We start from the raw sequence: 22,934 nt of genomic DNA, 5'->3' as shown, positions 1-22,934 counted from the left end.
CCGCGACAACGCCCGGTACGGCCCGCCAGCCAACCGGCCATCGCAGTACCGGGGCGGTCTAGTCGGCAAGGTGTCCCGGTTCTTCTGGGGCGAGCCCACTCCTCTTGGGGAGAAGCGCTCGCACCTCCATATGCCGCTTGCGAAGGACATCGCCCGCACAAGCGCTGACCTGCTCTACTCGGAGCCGCCGGTCCTTAAAGCGTCCAACAAGGAGACACAGAAGCGCCTGGAAGCGCTGATGGACGCCGGGATGAAGCGCACGCTGATCGGTGCTGGCGAGACCGCTGCGGCTCTTGGTGGGGCGTACCTGCGAGTCGTTTGGGACGACCGGATCAGCGACCGTCCGTGGGTCTCCCGGGTGGATGCAGATGGCGCCGCACCGGAGTTCGCTTACGGCGACAAGCTCATGGCAGTCACGTTCTGGACGGTCCTTGCGGTCGACGGGCAGAAGGTTGTCCGCCACCTCGAGCGGCACGAGCCCGGAGTCGTCTTCCACGGCGTCTACGAGGGCACCGACCGGGTCCTCGGAAAGAAGATCGACCTCAAGGCGTTCCCACAGACCGAGCGGCTCCAGCCCTTCCGCGCGCTGCCGATCGGGAAGAAGCTCGCGGCCGAGTACATCCCGAACAGCATGGTGGCGGCCGACTGGCGGGACCTCCCCGGCGCGGCCGGCCTCGGCGCCTCGGACTACCAGGGCGCTGAGGGGATGCTCGGCTCGATCGACGAGATCTACACGAGCCTGATGCGGGACATCCGCCTCGCTCGCTCGCGAATCATCGTTCCTCAGGGGTACCTCCTCAACAACGGGCCTGGGAGCGGCGCGACGTGGGAGGACCGCGAGGTCTACGCCCAGATGAACGTCCCGCCGACCGCAGACCAGCAGATCACGCTGAATCAGTTCGTGATTCGCTATCAGGAGCATCTGTCATCCGCCGGGGACCTGATGCAGAGGGTCATCCGCAACGCCGGCTACTCGGGGAACACCTTCGGTGACGACTCGTCTGGCTCGGCCGTCACCGCTACCGAGATCAAGGCGCGCACTGCCCGTTCGATGTCGACCCGTGGTCGGAAATCTGAAGCCTCCGCCGTCGGGATCGCCGGGAGCGCCGAGACGATCCTCATGCTGGAGGCGTCCGGGATGTTCCCGGGGGTCAAGGGCGTCGAGGTCGAGAGGCCGGAGGTCGTCTTCCAGGACTCGATCCAGGAGGACATCAAGACCCTCGCTGAGACCGCGGCCTTGATGAAGCAGGCCGAGGCGGCGTCCGTGCAGACCATGGTCGCGCTGCTGCACCCGGACTGGGATGCACGGGATCAGAAGGCCGAGGTCACCCGCATCCTCAAGGAGAGCGGGCGCCTGGTCGAAGACCCCGTGGCCCTGGGCGCGGACCGCCCCGTCTTCGGTGACGAGACCGGCGACGGCGAGGCTGCGGCGGACATCGAGGCGTAGTCCAGGGGGTGCCCGATGCCGGTCAGCCCCGATATGGCTGAGGATCTCGCCGCCGCAGTCTCGACACTGTACGAGCAGGCCGAACTCGCGCTCGTTGAGAAGGTCACCACGGCGCTGGCGGAGGGCATCGACAGCCCGTTGTGGGTGCAGTTGAAGCTGGCAGCGCTCGGCAACCTTCAGTCGGCGATCAACGAGATCATTGCGGCTCTCCAGGCTGATGCCAGCGGCGCGATCCACCAGGCCGTCGCAGAGGCGTATGACCGGGGACAGCAGGCGGCGGTCGTCGAGCTGGGCGCGGTCGCCACTGGGCCCGCTCTGGCCGCTGCCCGGGCTCTGCCCTCCGCGCCAGCCGTCGACCGGCTCGCGGCGGCTCTGGCGCAGGAGACAGAAGCAACGCACCTGCGGATCCTGCGGACGGGACTGGACGTCTACCGGCAAGTCGTCGCGGAGGCGTCCTCGGCTCCGCTCCTTGGGGCCACGACCCGCCGTGAGGCCGCTGGCCGTGCTCTCCAGGAGTTCGCACAGCGAGGCGTGACGGGCTTCGTCGACCGGTCCGGCCGGGCCTGGAACCTGACCTCGTACGTCGAGATGGCCACCCGCAGCGCGGTGGGACGCGCGGCTGTGGAGGCTCACACCGACCGTCTGGGTGCCGCCGGGGTCGAGTTGGTCATCATCTCGGACTCGCCGGAGGAGTGCGAGCGCTGCCGCCCCTGGGAGGGGAAGGTGCTGCGGCGCGAGGGCACGAGCGGCGCGGACGAGGTGGAGATGGAGCACGCCACCGAGGACAACCAGATGGTCACCGTCCGGGTGGCGGGCTCCCTCGAGGAGGCCCGGGCGCAGGGCCTCCTCCATCCGAACTGCCGGCACAACGTGTCGATCTACCTGCCTGGCGTGACCCGACCGCGGCCTAAGCCGCCGAGCAGGGCGACGTACGAGCAGACGCAGCGCCAGCGGTACTACGAGCGACAGGTCCGAACCTGGAAGCGCAAGGCTGCGGCTGCGATCGACGACAAAGCGCGCGCACGAGCGAACGCTGGCGTCCGCGAGTACCAGAAGCGGATCCGCGAGCTGGTTGCCGAGACCGGACTGCCCCGCAAGAGCCACCGCGAGCAGATCGACAGGCCTGCGCAGCTGGCCACCGTCGACCGGCCCGCCACCCCAGCTCGCACTGCGGTCCGCTGACACAGACTTCCGGCCGCCGCACGGCGCCCGGGAAACCCGAAACGGGAGAACACGCATGTCCAAGAAGACGCTTCCGCACCTCACCACAGGCCTCTCTGGGGCCGGTTGGATCCACCCGTACGGTCACGCCCCTTTCTCGCCGGTCCTCTACGCGGATGGCGGCGCAGGGGACGGCGGCGGATCCGGATCCAGCGGGCAGTCCGGCGCCGGTAACGAGGGTGGTGAAGGCGGCCAGGGCGGCACCGGTGACGGCGGCGCGGCTGGCGGCACCCAAGGCCAGGGCTCCAGTCAGCAGAGCGGAGCAGAAGGCCAGGCCGGTTCCGGGGCGGGCAGCGAGCCCGACTGGAAGGCCGAGGCCCGCAAGTGGGAGAAGCGCGCCAAGGACAACAGCACGGCCACTGAGGAGCTGGAAAAGCTCAAGGCTGCCCAGCTGTCCGAGCAGGAAAAGGCCGTCGCGGCGGCGGAGAAGGCTGGCCGCACGGCCGCAGCCTCCGAGGCCCAGGCCGAGATCGACAAGCGGGACGCCGAGCTGCGCGAGCTGAAGGTGGAGGGCGCGGTCCGTGACCGGGCCAGCACCCAGGGCGCCAAGCCAGCGGCCCTCCTCAACAGCCTCACCTTCCGCGCTCGGATCAAGGCCCTTGACCCCAGCGACAAGACGTTCGGCGCGAACCTCGACGAGGCCATCAAGGCCGAGCTGGAGGCGCACCCCGAGTACGCCGTGCAAAGAGCCGGCCAGTCCGGCGGCGACTTCTCGGCAGGCACCGGGGAGCGCGGTGCGAAGCGCTCCGGATCGCTCTCCGGGGCGATCTCGAACCACTACCAGACCTGATCATCAGGGAGTAACCCATGCCCGTGACGCTCGCTCAGGCGCAGCTCAACACGGCGGCGGACATCGACTACGCCGTCATCGACAACCTCCGCCGCAACTCGTGGCTGCTGAACAACTTCGTCTGGGACGACACCGTCACCCCGGGCACGGGCGGCGGCTCTCTCACCTACGGCTACACCAGGCTCCTGGCCCCGTCGAAGGCCGCGTTCCGCCGTTTCAACGAGGAGTACGTCCCGAGCCAGGCGACCCGCGAGCGGAAGACCGTGGAGCTTCACCCGCTGGGCGGCAGCTTCAGCGTGGACCGCAAGCTCGCGCGGCTCGGTTCCGCCGCGACCAACGAGATCATGTTCCAGATGGCGCAGAAGCTCACGTCCGTTCGGACGCGCTTCCAGCAGGAACTGATCAACGGGGACACCGCGGTCGACGACGCGGGTTTCGACGGCCTGGACAAGGCTCTGGTCGGCCAGAGCACGGAGTACGTCCCCCTCTCGGAGGGCGTGACCACCGGCTACCTCGACTGGTCTCCTCAGACCATCGTCACCGAGGACCTGGCCATGTCGGCCTTCGACGCCTTCGACGACTTCCTGTCGAGGATCATGGGCTCGCAGACCGGGTCCGGCGACACCAACGCCGACGGCTCCATCCCGGCTGGCGTAAAGGCGATCCTCGGCAACACGAAGTCGATCGCCCGGATCAAGTCCCTCGCCCGCCGCGCGAGCCAGTTCACCGAGGAGAAGAATGCCCTCGGCCAGCTGATCGAGCGGTACGGCAACTGGGTCCTGGTCGACCTCGGTGACCGCGCCGACGACTCCGGCCCGATCATCCCGATCCGGTCTGCCGACGTCGATGGCGGAGGCGCGGGCGGCGTCATCACCGGCCTCACCGACATCTACGCCGTGAGCCTCGGCCTGGACGCTTTCCACGGCGCCGCGATGGCCGGCACCCCACTCGTTGAGACCTTCCTGCCCGACTTCACCCAGCCCGGTGCGGTCAAGTCGGGCGAGGTCGAAATGGGCCCTGTCGCCGCAGTCCTCCGCAACACGAAGGCGTGCGGCGTGATCCGCAACGTCAAGGTCAGGTGAGCAATGTGACGACCAAGTACAAGATCGAGGCCCCCGTACGGTCCTTCACCGGCGAGTCGGTGGGCGTGTACTTCCAGAAGGGCACCGGCTACGTCACCGACGGCGACAAGGCTGGGCGTGCGGCGCTGGAGTACTTCCGGCGCCACGGCTACGGCGTCGCCCCGGCCGACGAGAAGACCGAGGAGGAGCGTGTCCAGGAGCTGGTCACCGGCACCTCGGCGCAGCGCCAGCCGCTGGTCGACGACGAGACGTTCGACCCAGCCAAGCAGAAGGCTGGGGACGTCCTGGCCTACCTGGACAAGGCCGACCTCGACGAGGCGACCCGCGTCCTGGACGCGGAGGCCGCCGCGAAGACGCCGCGAGTCGGCATCACCAGCAAGCGCGAGGAAATCCTCGCCGCGAAGGCGCCTGCGGCTCCGGCCGGGGATGACCAGAAGGGAGCCGGGCAGTGACGCTCCTCGGCGCATTCAAGGGGAACCCCCGCAACGAGTTCGGCTGGCTCAACTCCGCTGGCCGCCCGGACCCGGAGGCCGTCTTCCACCGGACGAACCTCCCGCGCGTCGGCCTGGACGACATCCCGGCCGCCGCCACCGGCGTGATGTGCTCCGTCGCCCTGTATCTCCAGGACGGCGACCTCATCACCAACCTCACGTTCATCAGTGCGGGTACGGCGGGCGGCACGCTCACCAACCAGATCGCCGCGCTGTACAACGGGGCGGGCGCGCTGCTCGCGCAGTCCGCGGACAAGACGAATGAGGCCTGGGCGGCCGACACGGCGAAGACGTTCGCGCTGGCGACGGCGCAGCGGATCACCAAGTCGGGCATCTACTACGCGGCGCTCGCCATCGCCGCGTCCACGGTGCCGACGCTGGTCGGCTCGGTCGGCGCGAAGCCGTTCCTGACCGGCGAGGGCAACCTCTCCCAGACGTCCGGATCCGGCCTCACGGCCACAGCCCCGGCGACGATCGCCACGCCCGCCTTCAAGCGGGCCGTGCCGCTCGTCATCGCGACCTGATCAGGAGGATCGGACATGCCTCTCACATCAGGTGCGACCGTAGCCGTCTCGGCTTCCGGCGAGCTGACATCAGCACTCGACCTCGGTACGGGGCGGGCATCACAGATCCTGGCCCGCAGGATGACCCTCGGCAGCGGTACGGGGGCGGGCAAGGCGGACCGTATCTGGTCCGACCGGCGCACGCTCGCCGCCTCTGCTACCGAGGACCTCGACCTGGCCGGTGTGCTCCTCGATGCGTTCGGCGCGGCGGTCACCTTCGCCCGCATCAAGGGCCTGATCATCGCGGCGGCTGCGGGGAACACCAACAACGTGGTCGTGGGCGCGGCAGCTTCGGCGCCCTGGATCACGCTGCTCGGGGCGACGCACACGCTGACCCTGCGGCCGGGAGCCTTCGTGGCGGTCGGGACGGGGGCGGCCGACGCGATCGGGTACGCGGTCACGGCCACCACGGCGGACCTGCTGAAGGTCGCCAACTCGGCCGCTGGAACCCCGGTGACCTACGACATCCACATCATCGGCGCGTCCGTATAGCCGACCAGTCCAGCGATACGGGAGGCCTTCGGGCCTCCCTTTCGCGTTCCTGAAGGGAGACGCGATGGCGAACATCGTCTTCAACATCGCCCTTGGGCGGCTGGCCTACCTGGCTGGGCTGCCCGCCACCAACGACGCCTTGATCATGGTGCCGATCGAGACGAGCGGCATCGTCGGCGACTCGACGATGCGTGACTACGACGACCTGGGCGCACTCCTCGGAGGCGCGTCCAACGAGCAGACCACCATGGGCAGAAAGACGCTGGCCTCGGTCACAGCGACGGTCGACGACACCAACGACCGCGTGAACATCGACTGCGCAGACGTCACCTGGACCGCAGCCACCGGCAACGCGATCTCCGCAGTGGTCATCTGCTATGACCCGGACACCACAGGCGGAACAGATGCGGACCTGATCCCGCTGACGAAGCACGACGTCACCATGACGCCGGATGGCAGCGACTTCACGCTGACCATCACGGACTTCGCACGGGCCAGCTCAGCAGCCTGATCCCCGGGGAGGCCGACTATGGCACGACTGTGGACGTGCGGCTTCGAGCTCCAGTCGGTCACCGCCGGGGTCGAGGTCCTCTCGGTCACCGGGACACCGACGATCTCGACCACCGTCCACCGTGCCGGCGCTGCTTCCCTACGGATCAACCCCAGCGCGGCCACGCAGTATGTCGAGCAGCAGATCGACAGCGGCACGGTGAAGCGGACCCTGCACCGGTTCTACCTGCGGATCACCACACTGCCGTCCGCCGACTGCAACATCTACGGCATCGGCCAGTCCGGCTATTTTCCCGGGCTGCTCCGGCTCAAGACGACCGGCGTGCTGACCCTGCGGGACGGCTTCACCGCAGCCGACATCGGCACCGCTTCCGCAGCCTTGACCACCGGTGTCTGGTACTGCATCGAGCTGGACTACACCGACACCGCAGGCACGGCCGGCTCCGTCACCGGGGCCTTCAAGGGCTACGTGAACGGCGTCGAGTTCTCCAGCACGGTGTGCTCCAACATTAACGGCTGGAGCCGGGTCAGGGTCGGCGCGCAGACTGCGGTGTCCGGCGACTTCCACATCGACGACGTGGCCGTCAACGACACCACCGGCAGCGCGCAGACGGGGCTCCCGGGCCCGGGCAACGTCGTCCACCTGAAGCCCAACGCGGCCGGCGACAACAACCTCTTCGGCACGGCAGTGGGCGGGACTGCTGGCGCGGGCAACAACTACACGCGCCTCAACGAGACCACCCCCGACGACGCGACCAGCTACAACGAGACTGCGGCGACGGGCACGACAACGATCGACGACGTCAACCTGGACTCGTCAGCGTCTTCGGGAATCGGCGCTGGGGAGCGCGTCGCGCTGGTCCAGGTCGGTGCCCGGATCGGATCGAACGCGGCGACGGCCGCCTCCCTCGTTTACCGGATCAAGAGCCAGGCTGCGGGCACCGTGCTGGAGTCCGCATCGGTCAGTGTCGCGCTGAACGGGTGGGCCAGCCAGAAGGCGGCGGCTCCGTACGTCTACCAGCTGACCAGCTACACGGATCCGCAGGCTGGGGGTGCGTGGACGCAGGCGCTTCTTGACACTGCGCAGATCGGCTACCGCACCAACGTCAGCCAGGCGACGACGCGGCGCGTGAGCTCTCTCTGGGCGCTCGTCGAGACCATCCCCGTCACGACCGCCGCGCTCGGCACCGCCTCGGAGGCGGGCAGCGGGCAGTCCCTCGCCAGGAGCAAGTCCCGCACTCAGGCGCTGGCATCCGAGACGGACGCCGCGCAGCCGCTGGCTCGCCGCAAGACGCTGGCCCTCGGCACTGCTTCGGAGACGGACGCCGCGCGCCCGCTCGCGGCCCTGGCCGGGGTGCCGTTCGGATCACTCACCGACGACTTCAACGATGGCGTCGTCGACCCGGCGAAGTGGCCCGACAGCTACGACCTGGGCGGGTACAGCGAGGTCGGCGGCCGGGCCCGCGTCGCCTGCACCACCGCCTACAACGCCTACGCGTCGGCTGAGGCGTACAGGCTGCGCGAGTCGTCGGTCCACGTCCGCATGTGGCCACCTGCGGCCGGAGGCGCGACTGCGGAGGCGTGGGCACAGCTTCTGGTCCAGACGATCACTCTGGGCACGGACGCGATCTTCGAGGTGTCCGCGATCACGGGCAACCTCATCATGGCGGTGCGTACCGGGTACTTCGACCCGGGCCAGGTCGCGATCACCTACGACGCGACCGCGCACGCGTGGCTGCGGATCAGGGAAACCGGCGGTCAGCTCTACTGGGATACGTCGCCGGACGGGGCGAGTTGGACCAATCGGCGCGCGGCCACGTCTCCGGGGTGGGTTGGGGACACGACGCTCCAGGTACAGCTCATCTCGCACCGCGACGGCGGCACCGACGATTTCGCCGAGTTCGACTCCTTCAACTCGGCGCCCGGGCAGTCGGCGGCGCTCAGCGTCGCGGCGGAGACCGACACTGCGCAGGCCATCGTCGGCCGCAAGGCGCTGGCCCTTGGCCCTGCCGGCGATACGACCACCGCTCAGATTCCCGGCCGTACGAGGGCGCGCGCGCTCGCACAGGCAGTGGAGACCAGCATCGGGCAGGCGCTCTCTCGGTCGAAGCGGCGTACGGCTGACGCATCCGGTGAGGGCGACGCTGGGCAGGGCCTGATCCGCCGGAAGGCCCGGGCGCTCGCGTCGGCGGTTGAGACCGACACGGCTGTCGCGGTCAGTCGCTCGAAGCGGCAAGCCCTGGGTGTGGCCGTGGAGACCAATGCGGCGCAGCCGATCGGCGGAGCGGCTGGCCTCCAGCAGGCCGAAGAGAGCAGCACGGCTCGCCCTTTGGGTCGGTTGAAGGCCACCACTCTCGGCGTGGCTGGTGAGGTCGGGGCAGTTCGCCCTCTGGGCCGGGCAAAGGTTGCCGGCCTCACCGTGGTGGCCGAGACCGCGACCGCACGGCCGCTCCCGGGCGGTAGGAGCCGGGCCCTCACACCGGCTGAGGAGACGTGGACAGCGCGCCCCCTCGTCCAGTCGAGGGTCCGGCAACTCCCGCCGGCTGTTGAGGGATGCGAGGCGCTCGGCTTGGTCGGCGGCTCCGTAGCCGTCCTCGGCCGGGCCTCGGAGACGGACGAGGCTCGGCCCGTCATCGGTCGCAAGACGCAGGCCTCGACCACCGCCTTGACGGTTGAGGCCGCGCAGCCGGTCACGGGCCGCAAGACACAAGCACTGGCCGCAGCAGGCGAGATGAGCGAGGTCCAACTCCTCGCCGCTGGCAAGCGCGCGCCCTTGGTCGCCGCGGTCGAGGTCGCCGAGGCGCAGCGGCTGCTCGTGCCCGGGGCCATCGCTCCTGCGGAAGAGACCAGCACGGCCCGACCGCTCGTCGGCGGGAAGCGGCTTGGCCTCACTCCGGTTGCGGAGGTCACGGAGGCGCAGCAGCTGGGCATGCAGTCCCTGCTCGCTCTCGGGCGTGCCCTCGAGCTGGCTGGCACGTTGCCCGTCGGGCGCCGGAAGGCCCGAAGCCTACCGACGGGGGCCAGCCTCGATGCGGCGCAGTCCCTGCTGGGGACGAAGACCTGCGCGCTCGGTAAGGCGGCTGAGGTATCCCAGGCTCTGATCGGCCCGAGGGTGCGGCTCACGCAGGCGATTGAGCACGGCCAGGCGCTCGCTCTCGTCGGTCGACGCCAGCAGCCGGCCGACCACCTGCACCCCGGCACGTCTGGTCCGGTGCTCACCCCGAGCACGTCCGGTCCGGGGCTGTCGACGTCCAGCAGCGGCCCGCGTCTGGCGGCCACCACTACGAGCGGAGGCTGACGATGCCCGATGTGGGAGACCTCGTCACGGCGAGTCTGACTGTGGATCCGGCGGGCGTCACGACGGGCGCCAGCCTTGTCGTGACGCGTCCTGACGGGTCGGTCGTGACGCCCGTCGTGACGGGGTCCGACGGCGGGGCGACCTGGACAGCTCCCGTCAGTTACACACTGGCCGGCATCTGGCGGCTGTCGTGGACCGTCACTGGGACCGGTGCCTCCGTACAGCACGAGGTGGTGTCCGTCGCGCCGGCACCTGCGGTCATGGCGGACGTTCGCTCGTACGCGACGACCACCCAGCTCGCGAACTTCCTGCACGCGGCCCCGCCGTTGGACGCGGTGGAGCTGTTGGAGCGCGCAACGCGGCTCCTCGACTCGGACTTCCTGCAGCCCGCGGTGTACGACATGGACGACGACGGCATGCCGACCGACCCGGTCGTCCAGGCCGCCTTCGCTGAGGCAGTCTGCGCACAGGTTGAGTTCTGGGGCGAGGTCGGCGTCGAGACGGACGTGTCCGGACCGCTCCAGGGTGTCGTCATCGGCTCGGTGCAGCTCCAGTACGGAGCCGGGGCGAACCGGTCCGGCCCGGACTACTACGCGCCCGGCCTGAGCCGCGCGCTGGCGAACATCCCGAGCGACAAGCTGCGGTGGATCGTCTTCACGGGCGGCTGCTGATGGGCCGCATCCCTCCCCGGTACCTGATCCACGAGATCACCGTGGAGCCGTACGTGGGCGAGTCCAGCACCGGGTCCCTCTACGGGGCGTCGACTGCGGTCCCGTGCCTGCTCGACGAGCAAACGCGCGCTGTCCGTACGCCCGGGGGTGAGCAAGTCACGTCCACGTCGACGGCCTACGCCAGCCTCGCCACGGTGGCCCCGCCGCTGTCGCGGGTGACCCTCCCGGACGGCCGGACGACCACCGTGATCCAGGCCAAGCGGCGTGACGGCAAGCGACTCGGCACCCCCAACCACCTGGAAATTCAGCTCGAATGAGGTGATCTGTGTGCCCAGCTACCGGCTGCGCTTCAACGCGGACCTGGCCACACGAGCGATGCGGGAGGGAGCTGCGCGGGGCCTACTCCTCGCCGCTGAGCACGTTCTTGGGGAGAGCACCAATGTGGTCCCGCTGGACGAGTCCCCGCTTCAGCGGTCCGGCACTGCGAGCGTGGACCCGGGATCGCTAACCGCGATGGTCAGTTACGACACGCCTTACGCAGTCCGGCAACACGAGGAGATGGACTACCGGCACGCGCCGGGCAGGACCGCGAAGTACCTGGAGACCCCGTTCAATGCGGAGCGGGACACCGCCCAGGCACTGATCGCGGCCCAGGTCAGGCGGGCGCTGCGGTGAGCGGGGAAACCCACGACGTCGACCTCCTGGTGGGCGTGGCCGAGCTGCTCGCGGCCGAGGACGTCGGCGTCTACTCGCCATCGGGCGCTCTGCCGGCGGACGGGACGGGCATCGTCCTCGGCCGCGTCCCGGACGGGCCGGACCGCGTGCTGGGCCTTACCCCGTACCCGGTCGCAGACGACGACTCCACGGACTCTGTGACCGGCATCCAGGTGCGCATGCGCGCGGGCACGGACCCCCTGGACCTGGTCCAGCTGGCCAACAGCGTTTTCACCGTCCTGCACAACCGCCTGAGCTGGGATGCGCGCAGCGTGCGCGTGGAGATCTCCTGGCGCGCCAGCCAGGCGTGGATCGGCCAGGACAGCCGCGGCCGCATGGAGCTGACCGGCAACTACTACTTCCGGACCGTGCGGTTCGGATCTCACCTGAACGACTGAGGAGGCCCCTGTGTCGACCCCCACGGAGGAGACCGAGCTCGCACGCGAGTGGCGGCTGGAGATCAACATGGGCACCGACGACGTGCCCGACTGGCAGCTCTGCCCGGGCATCCGCGAGTTCCAGCCGGAGTCCGAGCCCAACATCGAAGACGCTTCCGACTACGACTCGGACGGCTGGGCCGGCAACGAGAAGACGGCCCAGTCCTGGAAGGTCACCATCAAGATCCGCCGCAAGGCGAACAAGGACGTCAAGGTCTACAACCCTGTGCACGAGGCGATTCGGCTCGCGCACTACGCGTACGGCGACGCGAACAAGATCCGCCTCCGCTACATGAACCGCAACGGCCTGCCCGAGGCATACCAGGGCAAGGCGATCCCCAACTGGAAGCCCAGCGGGGGCGAGTACACGGCGCTCGGCGAGACGGACATCGAATTCACCGGCGACGGCCCGCTCACGCCGATCACGAACCCGCTGGCGCCGTGATGGCGGGCGGCGAGACGTTCGAGGCACTCGATGCCTTCCTCGAGGACTACCTGGACCTCCCCGTCAAAGGCGCTGACGGAGAGGTCCGCGTCTACCGGATCGAAGACCCGTCTGCTGAGGACGGCATCCGCATCGAGAGGGTGACCGCACTCGCTGCCCGACTTAAGGCTGGCGGGAAGGCCCCGGACACACCGGTCCTGGACGACCAGGAGGAGCGCGACCTCTTCCGCATGTGCCTCGGCGCCGCGTACGACCAACTGCTCGCGGACGGCGTGAAGTGGGCCGCCTTCAAGCACGTCGCGTTGACCGCGATGTTCTGGGTCGTTTCCGACAAGGAGACCGCCCGCGAGTTCTGGCGGACGGGTCAGCAGTCGGGAAAAGCGGCGAACCGGGCGGCCCGGAGAGCGCAGGCGAAGCCCGGTACCTCGGAGTCGGCTGCGGCGAACTTGACCCGGTCACAGGCCTCTACGAGTGGTACGAGGGCGGGATCACGTCGTCGTCGAAAGGGTTCAAGAACCTGACGTGGGAGCGGCTGCTCGGCCAGTGGCCGCTCATCGAGGCCGACCTCCACCAGACCTACGGGATCGACGTGGGCGACGGCATCCTCGAGCGCCGCAGCTGGAGATGGTTCCGCGCTCGAGTCTTCGGTCTCCTCTCCACCGAGTCTCGCCTGCACAGGCACTTCACCCCACCTCCCGAGAACACCCGCCGCACCCCCAGGAGGTGACTGGCCGTGTCGCTGACCGTCGGCGAGCTCAACGCGATCATGTCCGTCGACGACCGGACAGTGGACCCTGCCCTGCGTCGCGTGGAGCAGGCCATGCGCGCCTCGGGGCAACGCATTGGCACCGATCTGAGCGCGGCCGGGCAGCAGGCGGGACAGCGGGCCGGGACACAGCTCGGTCAGGGCCTGGTCCGTGGCGCGGACGGCCAGTGGCGCAACATGCGTGGAGAGCTGGTCGACGCGGTAACGGCTGCTGCTGCCGAGGCCGAGGCCGAGGCGCACCGAGCGGGGCGGGACATCGGCGAAGGCGTCACGGCCGGCCTCCGTGGAGTGCGTAGTGATGCGGCCCGCGCCGGTCAGCAGGCAGGTGACGCGCTCGGAGACGGCCTCACCGACGAAGGCACCCAGGGCGCTGACGAGGCGGCGCAGAGCATCGGTGACCGGCTCCGTGACCGCATGAAGTTGGCAGGGGCCGCGGCGGGTGTCGCGGTCGGCGCGATCCTGATGGATGCCCTCGGGCAGGCCATGGAGCAGGGGAAGATCAGCGGCCGACTCGCGGCTCAGCTCGGGGCCACCGGGGCAGAAGCGCAAAAATACGGTCACATCGCCGGGTCCATGTACGCCGACGCGGTGACGGAGGATTTCCAGGGCGCCGCCGATGCGATCTCGGTGACGATGCGCTCGGGGCTGCTCCCGACGGGGGCAACCGAGGCACAGATCGAGAGCCTGTCCACGAAGGTCAGCGACCTCGCCGGCTCCTTCGAGCTGGACATCGGGCAGGCAGCGAACGCGGCCGGACAGATGATCAAGACAGGGCTGGTCAAGGACGGCACCGAGGCCCTCGACGTCATGACGCGAGGCCTCCAGGTGATGGGCCCCAGGGCTGATGACCTGGCCGATACCTTCAACGAGTACTCGACGATCTTCCGCAACATTGGTCTCGACGCGACCACGGCGACGGGCCTGCTGAGCCAGGGCATGGCGGCCGGCGCACGCGACACCGACGTTGTGGCCGACGCGCTCAAGGAGCTGACCCTGATCGTTCAGGGCGGCGGCAAGAAGGTCGACGAGGCCTTCGGGAAGATCGGTCTTTCCGGCAAGGAGATGACTAAAGCGTTTTCTCAGGGCGGCCCTGAGGCTCGGAAGGCTCTCGACGAGATCTTCGACCGGCTCCGCAAGGTCAAGGATCCTGCGGACAGGGCGCAGTTGGCGGTCTCCCTATTCGGCACAAAGGCGGAGGACACGCAGAAGGCGCTCTTCGCTCTCGACCCGTCGAAGGCAGTAGCTGCGCTGGGTGAGGTGGGCGGCTCGGCGGACAAGATGGGCGACAGCCTGCGCGACAACTCGGGCGCGCGCCTGGAGGCCTTCAAACGGGGCATGCAGCAGAACCTCGTCGGGGTCTTGGGCGGCGAGGTGCTCCCACGTCTGCAGGGGTTCTTCGACTTCTTGTCGGACAACAAGCCTGTGGTCTACGGGATTGCTGCTGCCGTGACCGCGCTGGGCGTCGCTTTCTCTCTCGCCGCGATCGGTGTGTGGGCGATGAACTCGGCAATGCTTGCGAACCCGATGTTCTGGATCATCGCGGGAATCGCGGCGGTGGTCGCCGGGCTGGTCATTCTGATCGTGACCTACTGGGACGAGATTGTGGCCGCCACGTCCACGGCCTGGGGGTGGGTGGTCAAGAAGGTCACCCAGGCCAAAGACGGGATCCTCGCGGCAGTCTCGTGGCTCAGTCAGATTCCGGGTTGGGTGTCCGCCTGGTTCGGGCAGGCGAAGGACTGGGCGGTCAAGAAGCTCCTCACACTGGTGGCTTGGATGGTGGGGCTGCCCGGGCGCATGGGATCGGCGATCTCTGCGCTGCCGACAGTTCTGTGGGGCGTGACGGTGAAGGCGTTCACGTCGATGCGGGACGGCGCCGCCAAGAAGGTACTGAGCTTCCTCTCCTGGGCCCGGGGCATCCCGGGGCGGATCTCCAGTGCGCTCGGTTCCTTGAACAATCTGCTGGTCTCCAAGGGGGCAGACGTTGTTCGCGGTCTGTGGGCCGGCATCCAGGGCATGGGCGGCTGGATCAAGTCCCAACTGATCAGCTGGGCGAAATCGGTGATCCCTGGCCCGATCGCGAAGGCCCTCGGAATCAACTCCCCGTCCAAGGTCACGAAGGCACAGGGCCGGTGGATCGCCCGCGGTTTGATCGACGGGCTGACCGGATCGACGAAGCAGATCAAGGCGGCGTCCGGAAAACTCGCGGACATCATCGCCGACAGCCTCAAGCCTGGGAAGAAGCGCTCCAAGGCCCTCTCCACGCTGGGGAAGGGAACGAAGCAACTCCTCGCCCTGGCGAAACGCGAGGAGACTCTCGCGGCCAGGCTGAAGACGTCCACGAAGCGTCTGGACGACCTGCGGAAGGCCCGGGCGACCCTGGCGGCGGACGTCGCGAAGGGCGTGCTGGACTCCGCGAACATCACGTCGCAGGAGACCGGCGGCTGGCCGCAGACCGCGGAGTCGATTCTCGCCGGCCTGCGCGCGGACACGTTGGCCGCGCAGGCCTTCGCAAAGAACCTGGCGGCCCTCCGCAAGAAGGGCGTGAGGTCGGATCTGATTTCTCAGATCGCTCGGGCAGGGGTCGAGGGAGGGTCCTCTGCGGCTGCTGCTCTGGCCAACGCGAACAGCTCGCAGGTGAAGCAGATCAACTCACAGCAGGCCGCGCTGGTGAAGGCGGCAGCAGCGGCTGGCGCGACTGCTGGCGACGCGATGTACGGAGCGGGTATCCGCGCCGCACAGGGCCTCGTGAGCGGCCTCCAGTCGCAGCAGAAGGCCATCGAGCGGCAGATGCTGACGATCGCGCGAGGCATGTCGAAGTCCATCCGTGCGGCCCTCGGGATCAAGTCACCATCTCGGGTGATGGCACTGGTCGGTATGTACACAGCGCAGGGCTTGATCAAGGGCGTGGACGGGCAGCGGTCCGCAGTCAATCGGTCGATGGCCAGCCTCGTCGAGACACCGGCGCCGGGCTCGTGGGACATGGCATCCGCAGGTGCACGTAGGGCTGCCGCGAACAAGACGGTGATCGAGATCCGGACCGACCGAGACTCGGAAGGCCGGTACCTGATGGGTCAGATTCAGCGCGGCATCCGCAAGACGGCCGGCCCGGACATCCAGTACGCGTTCACCGGCAAGAGGAGCGGCTGATGGCGTTTCCTGAAGACGCGCTGGGCGTGACGCCCGAGCTCGGTATCGACGGGGTGTTCACCAGCGTCAAACCGCACACGCTCACGCGGGACATCGTCACCCATACCCGGGGACAGGGGAGTGAGAGGGACTCGGCAAACCCAGCCTCGTGCTCCCTCACTCTCAAGTCCCCGAACGGGCTTTACTCGCCTCGCAACCCGCGCAGCGAGTACTTCGAGAAAATCGGCCTGAACACGCCGATGAGAGTCAGTGTCATCGCGGGGCAGCAGCGCCTCCTCATCCCCGAGACGGCGCCGACGGCCCGCGTTACCACCCCGAGTGCCACAGCGCTCAACATCGCTGGAAACCTGGATGCCCGGATCGAGGTGACGCTGCTCCACTGGTGGCTGGGCAGCGAAATCGAGCTATTCGGCAAGTACCTGACGACCGGCAACCAGCGCTCGTGGCAGCTCTCTCTTGGCGTTGCAGGCGGGCTCAGCCTGCGGGCGTCCACGGACGGGAACGCGGTCGCCTCCTACGTGTCGACGGTCGCCGTGCCGGTGCCCTCGTCGGGACGGCTCGCTCTGCGCGTCACCCGCGACAACGCAACCGGCATCGCCACCTTCTACACCGCACCATCGATCAGCGGGACCTGGACGCAGCTCGGCAGTACCGTCACGATGCCAACCGGCGCGATCTACGCTTCAACGGCGCCGCTCACCATCGGCGACATCGACACCCTCGCCTTCGCCGCGCCCTACGGCAGCGTGCACGCGGCACAGCTCCGCAACGGGATCGGCGGCACTCTGGTTGCCGACGTCGACTTCACCGTCCCGGCGATCGGCGCCTCCAGCTTCGTGGACGCAGTCGGCCTCACCTGGACCCTCGCCAACGGGGCCGAGATCACCAACCGGCAGACGCGGTTCGTGGGTGAGTTCTCCGACTGGCCGGCCGATTGGTCCGGGCGGGCCGAGCTGATCACTGTGGAGGGTGAGGGCGTCGGCATCCTTGAGCGGATGTCCCAGGGCCGCAAGCAGCTGGCGTCAACGCTGCGGCGCCGTATCCCCGCCTACGCGCCGGTTGCGTACTGGCCCATGGAGGAGGGCGATGAGGCAACCACTATCTCAAGTCCGGTGGCCGGAGTTCGATCCTTCAAGCCGGTCGCACTCGACATGGGCGCGGACGACACGCTGGCAGGCTCGTCTCCACTACCGATGGTGCAGGTGGGCGCCAGCTTCGTAGCGCCCGTCCCTGCTTCCGCGCCTGCGGGCACATGGCAGGTGGAGCTGGTGTACCGGCTGAGTGCCCTACCGGTTGCCACCACGACGCTCTTCGAGGTGCGGACCACGGGAACCGCTCGCCGGGTTCGTGTGCGGGTCTCCGCCAGCGCCGTGACGATCGACGGGCTGGATGCTGACGACAGCAGTCTGTTCACCCAGTCGGTGACGCCGACCGAGTTCACGGGCCCGTGGGCTCGGCTGCAGATCCGGGCGGTGCAGTCGGGCGGGAATGTCACATACTCGGTTCGCTGGCTCATCATCGGTGGCGCCGGCTGGACCACCAGCGGAACGATCGCGGCTGTCCCTGGCCGAGTGGTTGATGTCCGTTCCAGCTTCGGTACCGGGCTGGACGGGATGGCCTTCGGGCATCTCGCTGTCTTCAGCACGCCGACCGACATCCCGTTCAACAGCGCGGACCAGGCTTTCGCCGGGGAGACCGCAGGCGACCGAATGGTGCGCCTGTGCCAAGAAGAGGGTGTGCCGTTCCGTCTGGCCGGGGCGCCCTCCGGCACCGTCCGGCTCGGACCCCAGAGGCCTGGCACTCTGCTGGGCCTGCTCCAGGAGTGTGCGGACACCGACGGAGGGATTTTCGGCGAGGACCGCGAACGGCTCGGGCTGCGATACCGGCCCCGCCTCACCCTCTACAACCAGTCTCCGGTGGTCACCTTGCCGTACGGGAGCAAGGGTGTGACGCTGGGCCGCCCCGTAGAGCCCGACTCAAGCACGGTCCGCAACGACGTCACGGTCCAACTGCCCACCGGGGGCTTTGGCCGTGCCGTGCTGGAGTCGGGCCGCCTGTCGGTGCAGGACCCTCCGGCGGGGGTCGGTCTGTACGAGGAGACGTACGACCTGAACCTCCGCACGGACGACATGGCGGATCCTCACGCGTACTGGCGGATGGCTCTGCGTACGTGGGACGAGGCCCGCTACCCGACCATCACGATCAAGCTTCACAGGGCCACACAGCTCATCAGTACGATCCTCGCCCTCGCTGAGGGCGACATGATCCGCATCACCGACTTGCCCGACTTCCTTCCGCCCGGGCCGGTGGATCTGCTCGTACTGGGCTACCAGGAGCGGCTGGGGACGCATACCTGGGAGATCGAGCTGGTGTGTGTGCCTGCGGGCCCGTACCGGGTGGGAGTGGTCGGGAGTACGGACAGCCGGATCGACGCGAACTCCGGCGGATCGCTGGTCGCAACGGCGGTGGGTGCCACCGACACGACACTGGCCGTGCATACTCGGGCGACGAGGCCGATGGCGCCGACGCCGTGGATCACGTCGTCCGGGCCCGCACCGAACTACTCCAGCGACTTCCCGATCCCCGTGGTCGTCGCGGGTGAGGAGCTGTCGGCAACCGCGATCCGCCCGTGGGGCTACGACACGTTCGGCCGATCGGTAGCGGCCGGCGCTTGGGGAACGGCGACGGACGGGCAGACCTGGACCCTCACGGGCGGCTCGAACTCGGACCGATCGGTGAACGGCTCGAGAGGCGTCGTGACTCTGGCGGCTGCGGTGTCGACCGTGCGCTTCCAGACTCTGCCCGGTGTGGTCGGGGACTGCGAGGTCCGGTGCCGTATGTCGGCGTCGGCGGTCGCGACGGGCAATCCGCTGCTGGCGGCGGTGCTGCTGCGGTATGTGGACGCGTCAAACTACTACCGAGCGCGGGTCCATTTCGGGCTATCCGGCGCGATGTACGTGTCGGTGAGCAGGGACACGACGCAGATCGGCACGGAGGTACTGCTGCCGTACACGTACATCGCGGCTTCCGAGTACGAGGTGCGCGTCCGGCTGACTGGGCATCTGGTGCAGATCCGGGTGTGGCCGGTGGGGTCGCCAGAGCCGGCGGTGTGGCATACGGAGCAGACGGTGGTGTCGTCGCCGATCTCCTCAGGTCTGGTGGGGCTCTCGGCGAGCGCGTTCACCGGCAACACGAATGTGTCTCCCTCGCTGCTCTTCGACGAGTTCGTGGTGCCGACTCCGCAGGCCTGGACGGTGGCCCGGGCCGTCAACGGCGTGTCCAAGCCCCAACTAGCCGGTACGGAGGTCCGCGTGACGCGGCCCGCCGTCGTCGCCCTGTAGAAGGAGACTGCTGTGACCTTCATCGAGTTCCCCGGGTGGCAGCCGGGCATGATCGTGACCGAGGAGCGTGCCAACAGTGCCGCCCTGGTCGGGCGGACGATCTTCAGGGCGACCCGGGACACCAACCAGTCCATTTCGAGCACGGGCAGTGGCAACCCAGACGTGGCGAACGCGCTGGCCTGGGAGTCCGTGCCGATCGATGACCTCGGGGGGTGGAGCTCCGGAGCCGCCACGCGGTACACCATCCAGCTCGCGGGCTACTACAAGATCCGCTCAAAGGTCAGTTTCAACGCCACGGCCACCCCCGGCACAGCGCGGGCGATGGGCATCTTCGGCAACGGCACCCAGTTCAGCGGCGGACACTTCCGGACCGCGCTCGCCGCGACCAACTCGGTCCACACAGAGGACGGCTTCGTGACCGCGCTCCTCGCCGTCGGGGACTACGTACAGATCGCGCCCGGCCACAGCACCGGGTCCGCTCTCGATACGGCGACCGGCGGCAGCCGGCCGACCATCGAGATCGAGTTCGCCCGCCCCGCCTGATCCACCCCCGGCCCCTCTCGCCCCGCGTCGCTTGGCGCGGGGCTTCTTCATGCCCTGGAGGCACGAATGGCTGTAGAGATCCATCCCGCCACCGCTCGGATGCTCGAGAACTTTCGGTACGACCACCTGCCCGCTCATCTCCAGGCAGTCAGTCGGCCCTTCCATGATCTGGCGCACCAGCTCGCGGAGACCCTGACTGAGCCCGAGGTGACGAAGGCGCTCGACGAGCTGTGGGCGGCGAAGAACTGGGCAGTCGTCGCCGCGAGCAACAGCTCCCTCGAGGGAACTCGGCCCGCGCCCGCCGTCGGCGACGTGGTGCTCTACCGGCTGACTCGCGGCGACGTCGCGCACATCAATCCGTGGCGTGCCGACTTTCACCGCAGCGGCTCCGCGGAGTCACGGCTCGGCTTCATCGGACACCTCGGCAATCACGTCCAGGAGGGCGACGTGCTGCCCGCAGTCGTGGTCCGGATTCACGACGAGGCCACCGTTACCTGCAACTTGCGGGTCCTTCTCGACGGCAGCGACACCTGGTGGGCAACATCACGGGCCGAAGGCGCAGACCCGGGCCAGTGGACCAGGAAGGGGGCCTGATGAGGCTGATCACGCGTGCCCAGTGGGACGCGAAACCGTCGAAGTACGACCTCGCGTACATCGCGTCCACGCAGGGCGTGAAGGTCCACTACGAGGGCACCTACGTCCCGAAGTCGCTCGCGGCTACGGACGCGCACAGCACCTGCGCTGGGCGGATGCGGGACATCCAGGCCTCGCACCTCGCCAACGCGAAGGAGGACTACTCCGACGTCGCGTACAACGCGGTCGTCTGCCCTCACGGCGGCGTGTACGAGGGCCGCGGGCTGCACCGACGGACCGGCGCCAACGGCACGAGCGCGCTTAACACCAAGGACTACGCGGTGTGCGCAATGCTCGGGAACTCCGGCCTGGTACAGCCGCCGGACGCCATGCTCGACGGCCTGGTCGACGCGATCCAGTGGCTCCGCAACGGTGGCGCTGCCGGGGACGAGGTCCTCGGACACCGTGACGGCTACGCGACCGCCTGCCCGGGGGACCCGCTCTATGCCTGGGTGCAGGCTGGCGCGCTCCGTCCGGGCGGCGAGGTGCCGCAGGGCGGTACGTCCGGCGAGGTTCCCGACGGAGGCCCCCTCGCCCGCTACCGGGTCACGATCAACGGTCTGGCGTACGGCTTCGGAGCATCCGGCTCGCACGTCACGACTGTCGGCAAGGCTCTGGCGAGGAAGGGCTTCGGCCGCTTCTACGTGGTCGGCCCCGGGCCCGACTGGACGGACGCCGATACCCGCGCGTTCCAGGCCTACCAACTGTCTCTCGGCTACAAGGGGACGGCGCCGCACGAGGACGCGGACGGCGTGCCCGGGCCGGTGAGCCTTCAGCAGCTGCTCGGGACGCTGCCCGGCAAGGCGACAACGACCAGCGCCCCGCCGTTCCCCGGCCGCTCTGCCTTCATCCTCGGCAAGACCAACCCGTCGGTGACGGTCCTGGACAGCGGGCTGGTCCGGCGCGGCTTCACTCGCCACCACGCGGGCGCGAAGTACCTGCCGGGCCCGCTGTTCAGCGAGAACACCCGCCTCAACGTGCGGGACTTCCAGCGCTCCGTGCCCGCACTCGCGGACGACGCGGACGGCTACCCGGGGCCGCTCACCTGGCGGCTCCTCCTCTCCTGAAAGGACGGCACCACCATGAAGGACAGCTCGAGGCGCGCCGTGCGGACGGTGCTTCAGACGGGGCTCGGCTTCGCGGTCGCGTTGCCGGCCATCGTGGACGCCTCCGGGGTGCCGGAGTCGCTGCCGTGGGTGGCTGGCGGGCTCGCGGTGGCTGGCGGCGTTGCCCGGGTCATGGCGCTGTCCAGCGTCCAGGCCCTGCTTCCCGGTTGGCTGCGTACGGACTCGGAGGTTCGGGAGTGACGGTTCCTGCTGCGGATGTCGCCGTCGAGTTGGAGCGTCTTCGGGGCACGGTTGCAACGGGGTTCGCCGAGGTCAAGGGCTCGCTGGCGGTACTGGTCGAGCGCTCGGCCCGGCACGAGCAGGACCTGACGCAACTTCGTGAGGCCACCGAGAAGGACATCGACGCCCTACGTACGGACGTCGAAGCACTGAAGCGGAATCGATGGCCACTGGCGGCCGTTGGCGCGCTTACAGGCATTGCTGGCGCCGCGACCGGCGTGGTCTCACTCCTCACCCGCTGAGACGGTCTGTCCCCTCTCGCCTACGGGCGGGAGGGGGCCTTTCGTCATGCTCCGATCGCAGCGAGCGCTCGGTCTGTGTCCGATAGGTCATCCAGGACGAGATGGGCGCCAGCGGCGCGCAGGTCGCTAGCTGGGGTGCGGCCTGTGGCAACGGCTACAACTCGGACGCCGACCTCAAGGCCTCCGGCGACGTCGGCAGGGGTGTCTCCCAGGAACACCGCACTTTGCGGACCCACTGCGGCCCGCTTGAGAGCGGCCCGCAGCAGCTCCGGGCGGCCTTCGCCATCCTCGGCAAACGCGCCTACGTCCAGCCGCATGTAGTTGTCCAGGCCGAACGCAGCGAGTTTCGTCTCTGCCGCCTGGCGCACGTTGCCGGTAACAACGGACTGCCGCACGCCTCGTTCCTCGAGGGCCGCGAGAAGTAGGGCGGCACCGGGGAGCGCGTGGCCACGCTCGCGCAGCTCTGCCGCGCGACGGACGTGCAGTGTCCCGAGCTCGTCAGCGAACCGTACGAACAGGTCGTCGCTATAAGGGGTGTCGTGCAGCCGCGCGGTCTCGCGCAGAATGACCCGCTCTGTCGACCCTGTGACAGATGCCTGTTCCCGCAAGACCACACCCGTCACATGCTCGAACGCTCTGGCCCACAGCTCACCGCCGAGTCCGCGCGTCGCCATCAGCGTGTGGTCGACGTCCCACAGCACCAAGTCCGGCACCGGCGCCTCCTCTCTCCAGAACAGCAGGGTCCCCATGCACCG

At 68.8% G+C, this 22,934-nt stretch carries 23 protein-coding genes; 22 read left to right on the top strand and 1 reads right to left on the bottom strand.

Features of this window, described 5'->3' with window-relative positions; genetic code table 11:
• Positions 1 to 70: 70 nt before the first annotated feature.
• From ABZ855_RS00855 to ABZ855_RS00750, 22 genes are all read left to right on the top strand, one after another.
• Positions 71 to 1,447: a capsid protein gene (locus ABZ855_RS00855; protein WP_360798741.1), complete on the top strand. Its 1,377-nt coding sequence runs from the start codon at positions 71 to 73 to the stop codon at positions 1,445 to 1,447.
• A 33-nt stretch (positions 1,448 to 1,480) separates the two neighbouring features.
• Entirely contained in the window at positions 1,481 to 2,629 is a 1,149-nt protein-coding gene (locus ABZ855_RS00850; RefSeq protein WP_360798738.1) for a phage minor capsid protein, read from the top strand.
• Between the two features lie 55 nt (positions 2,630 to 2,684).
• Positions 2,685 to 3,458, top strand: coding sequence for a hypothetical protein (locus ABZ855_RS00845; protein ID WP_360798735.1), 774 nt, complete (start codon positions 2,685 to 2,687; stop codon positions 3,456 to 3,458).
• 17 nt (positions 3,459 to 3,475) lie between these two features.
• Positions 3,476 to 4,540, top strand: coding sequence for a major capsid protein (locus ABZ855_RS00840; protein ID WP_360798732.1), 1,065 nt, complete (start codon positions 3,476 to 3,478; stop codon positions 4,538 to 4,540).
• A gap of 5 nt (positions 4,541 to 4,545) precedes the next feature.
• Complete coding sequence (locus tag ABZ855_RS00835; protein ID WP_360798729.1) at positions 4,546 to 4,992, top strand: hypothetical protein; 447 nt, start codon at positions 4,546 to 4,548, stop codon at positions 4,990 to 4,992.
• The gene (locus ABZ855_RS00830; RefSeq protein ID WP_360798726.1) at positions 4,989 to 5,555 is read left to right on the top strand and encodes a hypothetical protein; all 567 of its coding nucleotides are present in this window, start codon (positions 4,989 to 4,991) and stop codon (positions 5,553 to 5,555) included. Before ABZ855_RS00835 ends, ABZ855_RS00830 begins: the two co-directional genes overlap by 4 nt.
• Before the next feature lie 15 nt (positions 5,556 to 5,570).
• Complete coding sequence (locus ABZ855_RS00825; protein WP_360798723.1) at positions 5,571 to 6,086, top strand: hypothetical protein; 516 nt, start codon at positions 5,571 to 5,573, stop codon at positions 6,084 to 6,086.
• Positions 6,087 to 6,150: 64 nt separating this feature from the next.
• Positions 6,151 to 6,597, top strand: a complete 447-nt coding sequence (locus tag ABZ855_RS00820; RefSeq protein WP_360798720.1) for a hypothetical protein — start codon at positions 6,151 to 6,153, stop codon at positions 6,595 to 6,597.
• 18 nt (positions 6,598 to 6,615) lie between these two features.
• Complete coding sequence (locus ABZ855_RS00815) at positions 6,616 to 9,894, top strand: hypothetical protein (RefSeq protein WP_360798717.1); 3,279 nt, start codon at positions 6,616 to 6,618, stop codon at positions 9,892 to 9,894.
• A 2-nt stretch (positions 9,895 to 9,896) separates the two neighbouring features.
• Positions 9,897 to 10,565, top strand: a complete 669-nt coding sequence (locus ABZ855_RS00810) for a hypothetical protein (RefSeq protein ID WP_360798714.1) — start codon at positions 9,897 to 9,899, stop codon at positions 10,563 to 10,565.
• Positions 10,538 to 10,882: a hypothetical protein gene (locus ABZ855_RS00805; RefSeq protein ID WP_360798711.1), complete on the top strand. Its 345-nt coding sequence runs from the start codon at positions 10,538 to 10,540 to the stop codon at positions 10,880 to 10,882. Before ABZ855_RS00810 ends, ABZ855_RS00805 begins: the two co-directional genes overlap by 28 nt.
• A 10-nt stretch (positions 10,883 to 10,892) precedes the next feature.
• Positions 10,893 to 11,240 carry a hypothetical protein gene (locus tag ABZ855_RS00800; protein WP_360798708.1) on the top strand — a complete coding sequence of 116 codons (348 nt, stop codon included), beginning with the start codon at positions 10,893 to 10,895 and terminating at the stop codon, positions 11,238 to 11,240.
• Positions 11,237 to 11,677 (top strand): minor capsid protein, encoded by a 441-nt coding sequence (locus tag ABZ855_RS00795; protein ID WP_360798705.1) that lies wholly within the window; start codon positions 11,237 to 11,239, stop codon positions 11,675 to 11,677. The genes ABZ855_RS00800 and ABZ855_RS00795 overlap by 4 nt, the downstream gene beginning before the upstream one ends.
• A gap of 10 nt (positions 11,678 to 11,687) precedes the next feature.
• Positions 11,688 to 12,161, top strand: a complete 474-nt coding sequence (locus tag ABZ855_RS00790) for a hypothetical protein (RefSeq protein WP_360798702.1) — start codon at positions 11,688 to 11,690, stop codon at positions 12,159 to 12,161.
• Positions 12,161 to 12,682, top strand: a complete 522-nt coding sequence (locus tag ABZ855_RS00785; protein ID WP_360798699.1) for a hypothetical protein — start codon at positions 12,161 to 12,163, stop codon at positions 12,680 to 12,682. The genes ABZ855_RS00790 and ABZ855_RS00785 overlap by 1 nt, the downstream gene beginning before the upstream one ends.
• Before the next feature lie 212 nt (positions 12,683 to 12,894).
• Complete coding sequence (locus tag ABZ855_RS00780) at positions 12,895 to 16,074, top strand: phage tail tape measure protein (RefSeq protein ID WP_360798696.1); 3,180 nt, start codon at positions 12,895 to 12,897, stop codon at positions 16,072 to 16,074.
• Positions 16,074 to 19,415 carry a hypothetical protein gene (locus ABZ855_RS00775; RefSeq protein ID WP_360798693.1) on the top strand — a complete coding sequence of 1,114 codons (3,342 nt, stop codon included), beginning with the start codon at positions 16,074 to 16,076 and terminating at the stop codon, positions 19,413 to 19,415. The genes ABZ855_RS00780 and ABZ855_RS00775 overlap by 1 nt, the downstream gene beginning before the upstream one ends.
• Positions 19,416 to 19,427: 12 nt before the next feature.
• Positions 19,428 to 19,958 carry a hypothetical protein gene (locus tag ABZ855_RS00770; RefSeq protein ID WP_360798690.1) on the top strand — a complete coding sequence of 177 codons (531 nt, stop codon included), beginning with the start codon at positions 19,428 to 19,430 and terminating at the stop codon, positions 19,956 to 19,958.
• A 66-nt stretch (positions 19,959 to 20,024) separates the two neighbouring features.
• On the top strand, positions 20,025 to 20,552 hold the full coding sequence (locus tag ABZ855_RS00765) for a hypothetical protein (RefSeq protein WP_360798688.1): 528 nt from the start codon (positions 20,025 to 20,027) through the stop codon (positions 20,550 to 20,552).
• The gene (locus ABZ855_RS00760) at positions 20,552 to 21,658 is read left to right on the top strand and encodes a peptidoglycan-binding protein (protein ID WP_360798685.1); all 1,107 of its coding nucleotides are present in this window, start codon (positions 20,552 to 20,554) and stop codon (positions 21,656 to 21,658) included. The genes ABZ855_RS00765 and ABZ855_RS00760 overlap by 1 nt, the downstream gene beginning before the upstream one ends.
• Positions 21,659 to 21,673: 15 nt before the next feature.
• Positions 21,674 to 21,898, top strand: a complete 225-nt coding sequence (locus ABZ855_RS00755) for a hypothetical protein (RefSeq protein ID WP_360798682.1) — start codon at positions 21,674 to 21,676, stop codon at positions 21,896 to 21,898.
• Positions 21,895 to 22,179 (top strand): hypothetical protein, encoded by a 285-nt coding sequence (locus ABZ855_RS00750; protein ID WP_360798679.1) that lies wholly within the window; start codon positions 21,895 to 21,897, stop codon positions 22,177 to 22,179. The genes ABZ855_RS00755 and ABZ855_RS00750 overlap by 4 nt, the downstream gene beginning before the upstream one ends.
• Positions 22,180 to 22,223: 44 nt before the next feature.
• Here ABZ855_RS00750 and ABZ855_RS00745 read toward each other — a convergent pair whose 3' ends face one another.
• On the bottom strand, positions 22,224 to 22,928 hold the full coding sequence (locus tag ABZ855_RS00745; RefSeq protein ID WP_360798676.1) for an HAD hydrolase-like protein: 705 nt from the start codon (positions 22,926 to 22,928) through the stop codon (positions 22,224 to 22,226).
• Between the last annotated feature and the right edge of the window lie 6 nt (positions 22,929 to 22,934).

The sequence above is a fragment of the Streptomyces sp. NPDC047042 genome, from assembly GCF_040644035.1.
Taxonomy (GTDB): domain Bacteria; phylum Actinomycetota; class Actinomycetes; order Streptomycetales; family Streptomycetaceae; genus Streptomyces.
Note: the sequence above shows the minus strand (reverse complement) of the source record. Positions and strands in the feature narration are given on the sequence as shown.

What these genes read in the sequence shown, in the direction of transcription:
- ABZ855_RS00850 (WP_360798738.1), top strand. Translation starts at nt 1,481, where the DNA reads ATGGCTGAGGATCTCGCCGCCGCAGTCTCGACACTGTACGAGCAGGCC.
- ABZ855_RS00845 (WP_360798735.1), top strand. Translation starts at nt 2,685, where the DNA reads ATGTCCAAGAAGACGCTTCCGCACCTCACCACAGGCCTCTCTGGGGCC.
- ABZ855_RS00840 (WP_360798732.1), top strand. Translation starts at nt 3,476, where the DNA reads ATGCCCGTGACGCTCGCTCAGGCGCAGCTCAACACGGCGGCGGACATC.
- ABZ855_RS00825 (WP_360798723.1), top strand. Translation starts at nt 5,571, where the DNA reads ATGCCTCTCACATCAGGTGCGACCGTAGCCGTCTCGGCTTCCGGCGAG.
- ABZ855_RS00820 (WP_360798720.1), top strand. Translation starts at nt 6,151, where the DNA reads ATGGCGAACATCGTCTTCAACATCGCCCTTGGGCGGCTGGCCTACCTG.
- ABZ855_RS00815 (WP_360798717.1), top strand. Translation starts at nt 6,616, where the DNA reads ATGGCACGACTGTGGACGTGCGGCTTCGAGCTCCAGTCGGTCACCGCC.
- ABZ855_RS00810 (WP_360798714.1), top strand. Translation starts at nt 9,897, where the DNA reads ATGCCCGATGTGGGAGACCTCGTCACGGCGAGTCTGACTGTGGATCCG.
- ABZ855_RS00785 (WP_360798699.1), top strand. Translation starts at nt 12,161, where the DNA reads ATGGCGGGCGGCGAGACGTTCGAGGCACTCGATGCCTTCCTCGAGGAC.
- ABZ855_RS00775 (WP_360798693.1), top strand. Translation starts at nt 16,074, where the DNA reads ATGGCGTTTCCTGAAGACGCGCTGGGCGTGACGCCCGAGCTCGGTATC.
- ABZ855_RS00765 (WP_360798688.1), top strand. Translation starts at nt 20,025, where the DNA reads ATGGCTGTAGAGATCCATCCCGCCACCGCTCGGATGCTCGAGAACTTT.
- ABZ855_RS00760 (WP_360798685.1), top strand. Translation starts at nt 20,552, where the DNA reads ATGAGGCTGATCACGCGTGCCCAGTGGGACGCGAAACCGTCGAAGTAC.
- ABZ855_RS00755 (WP_360798682.1), top strand. Translation starts at nt 21,674, where the DNA reads ATGAAGGACAGCTCGAGGCGCGCCGTGCGGACGGTGCTTCAGACGGGG.
- ABZ855_RS00745 (WP_360798676.1), bottom strand. Translation starts at nt 22,928, where the DNA reads ATGGGGACCCTGCTGTTCTGGAGAGAGGAGGCGCCGGTGCCGGACTTG.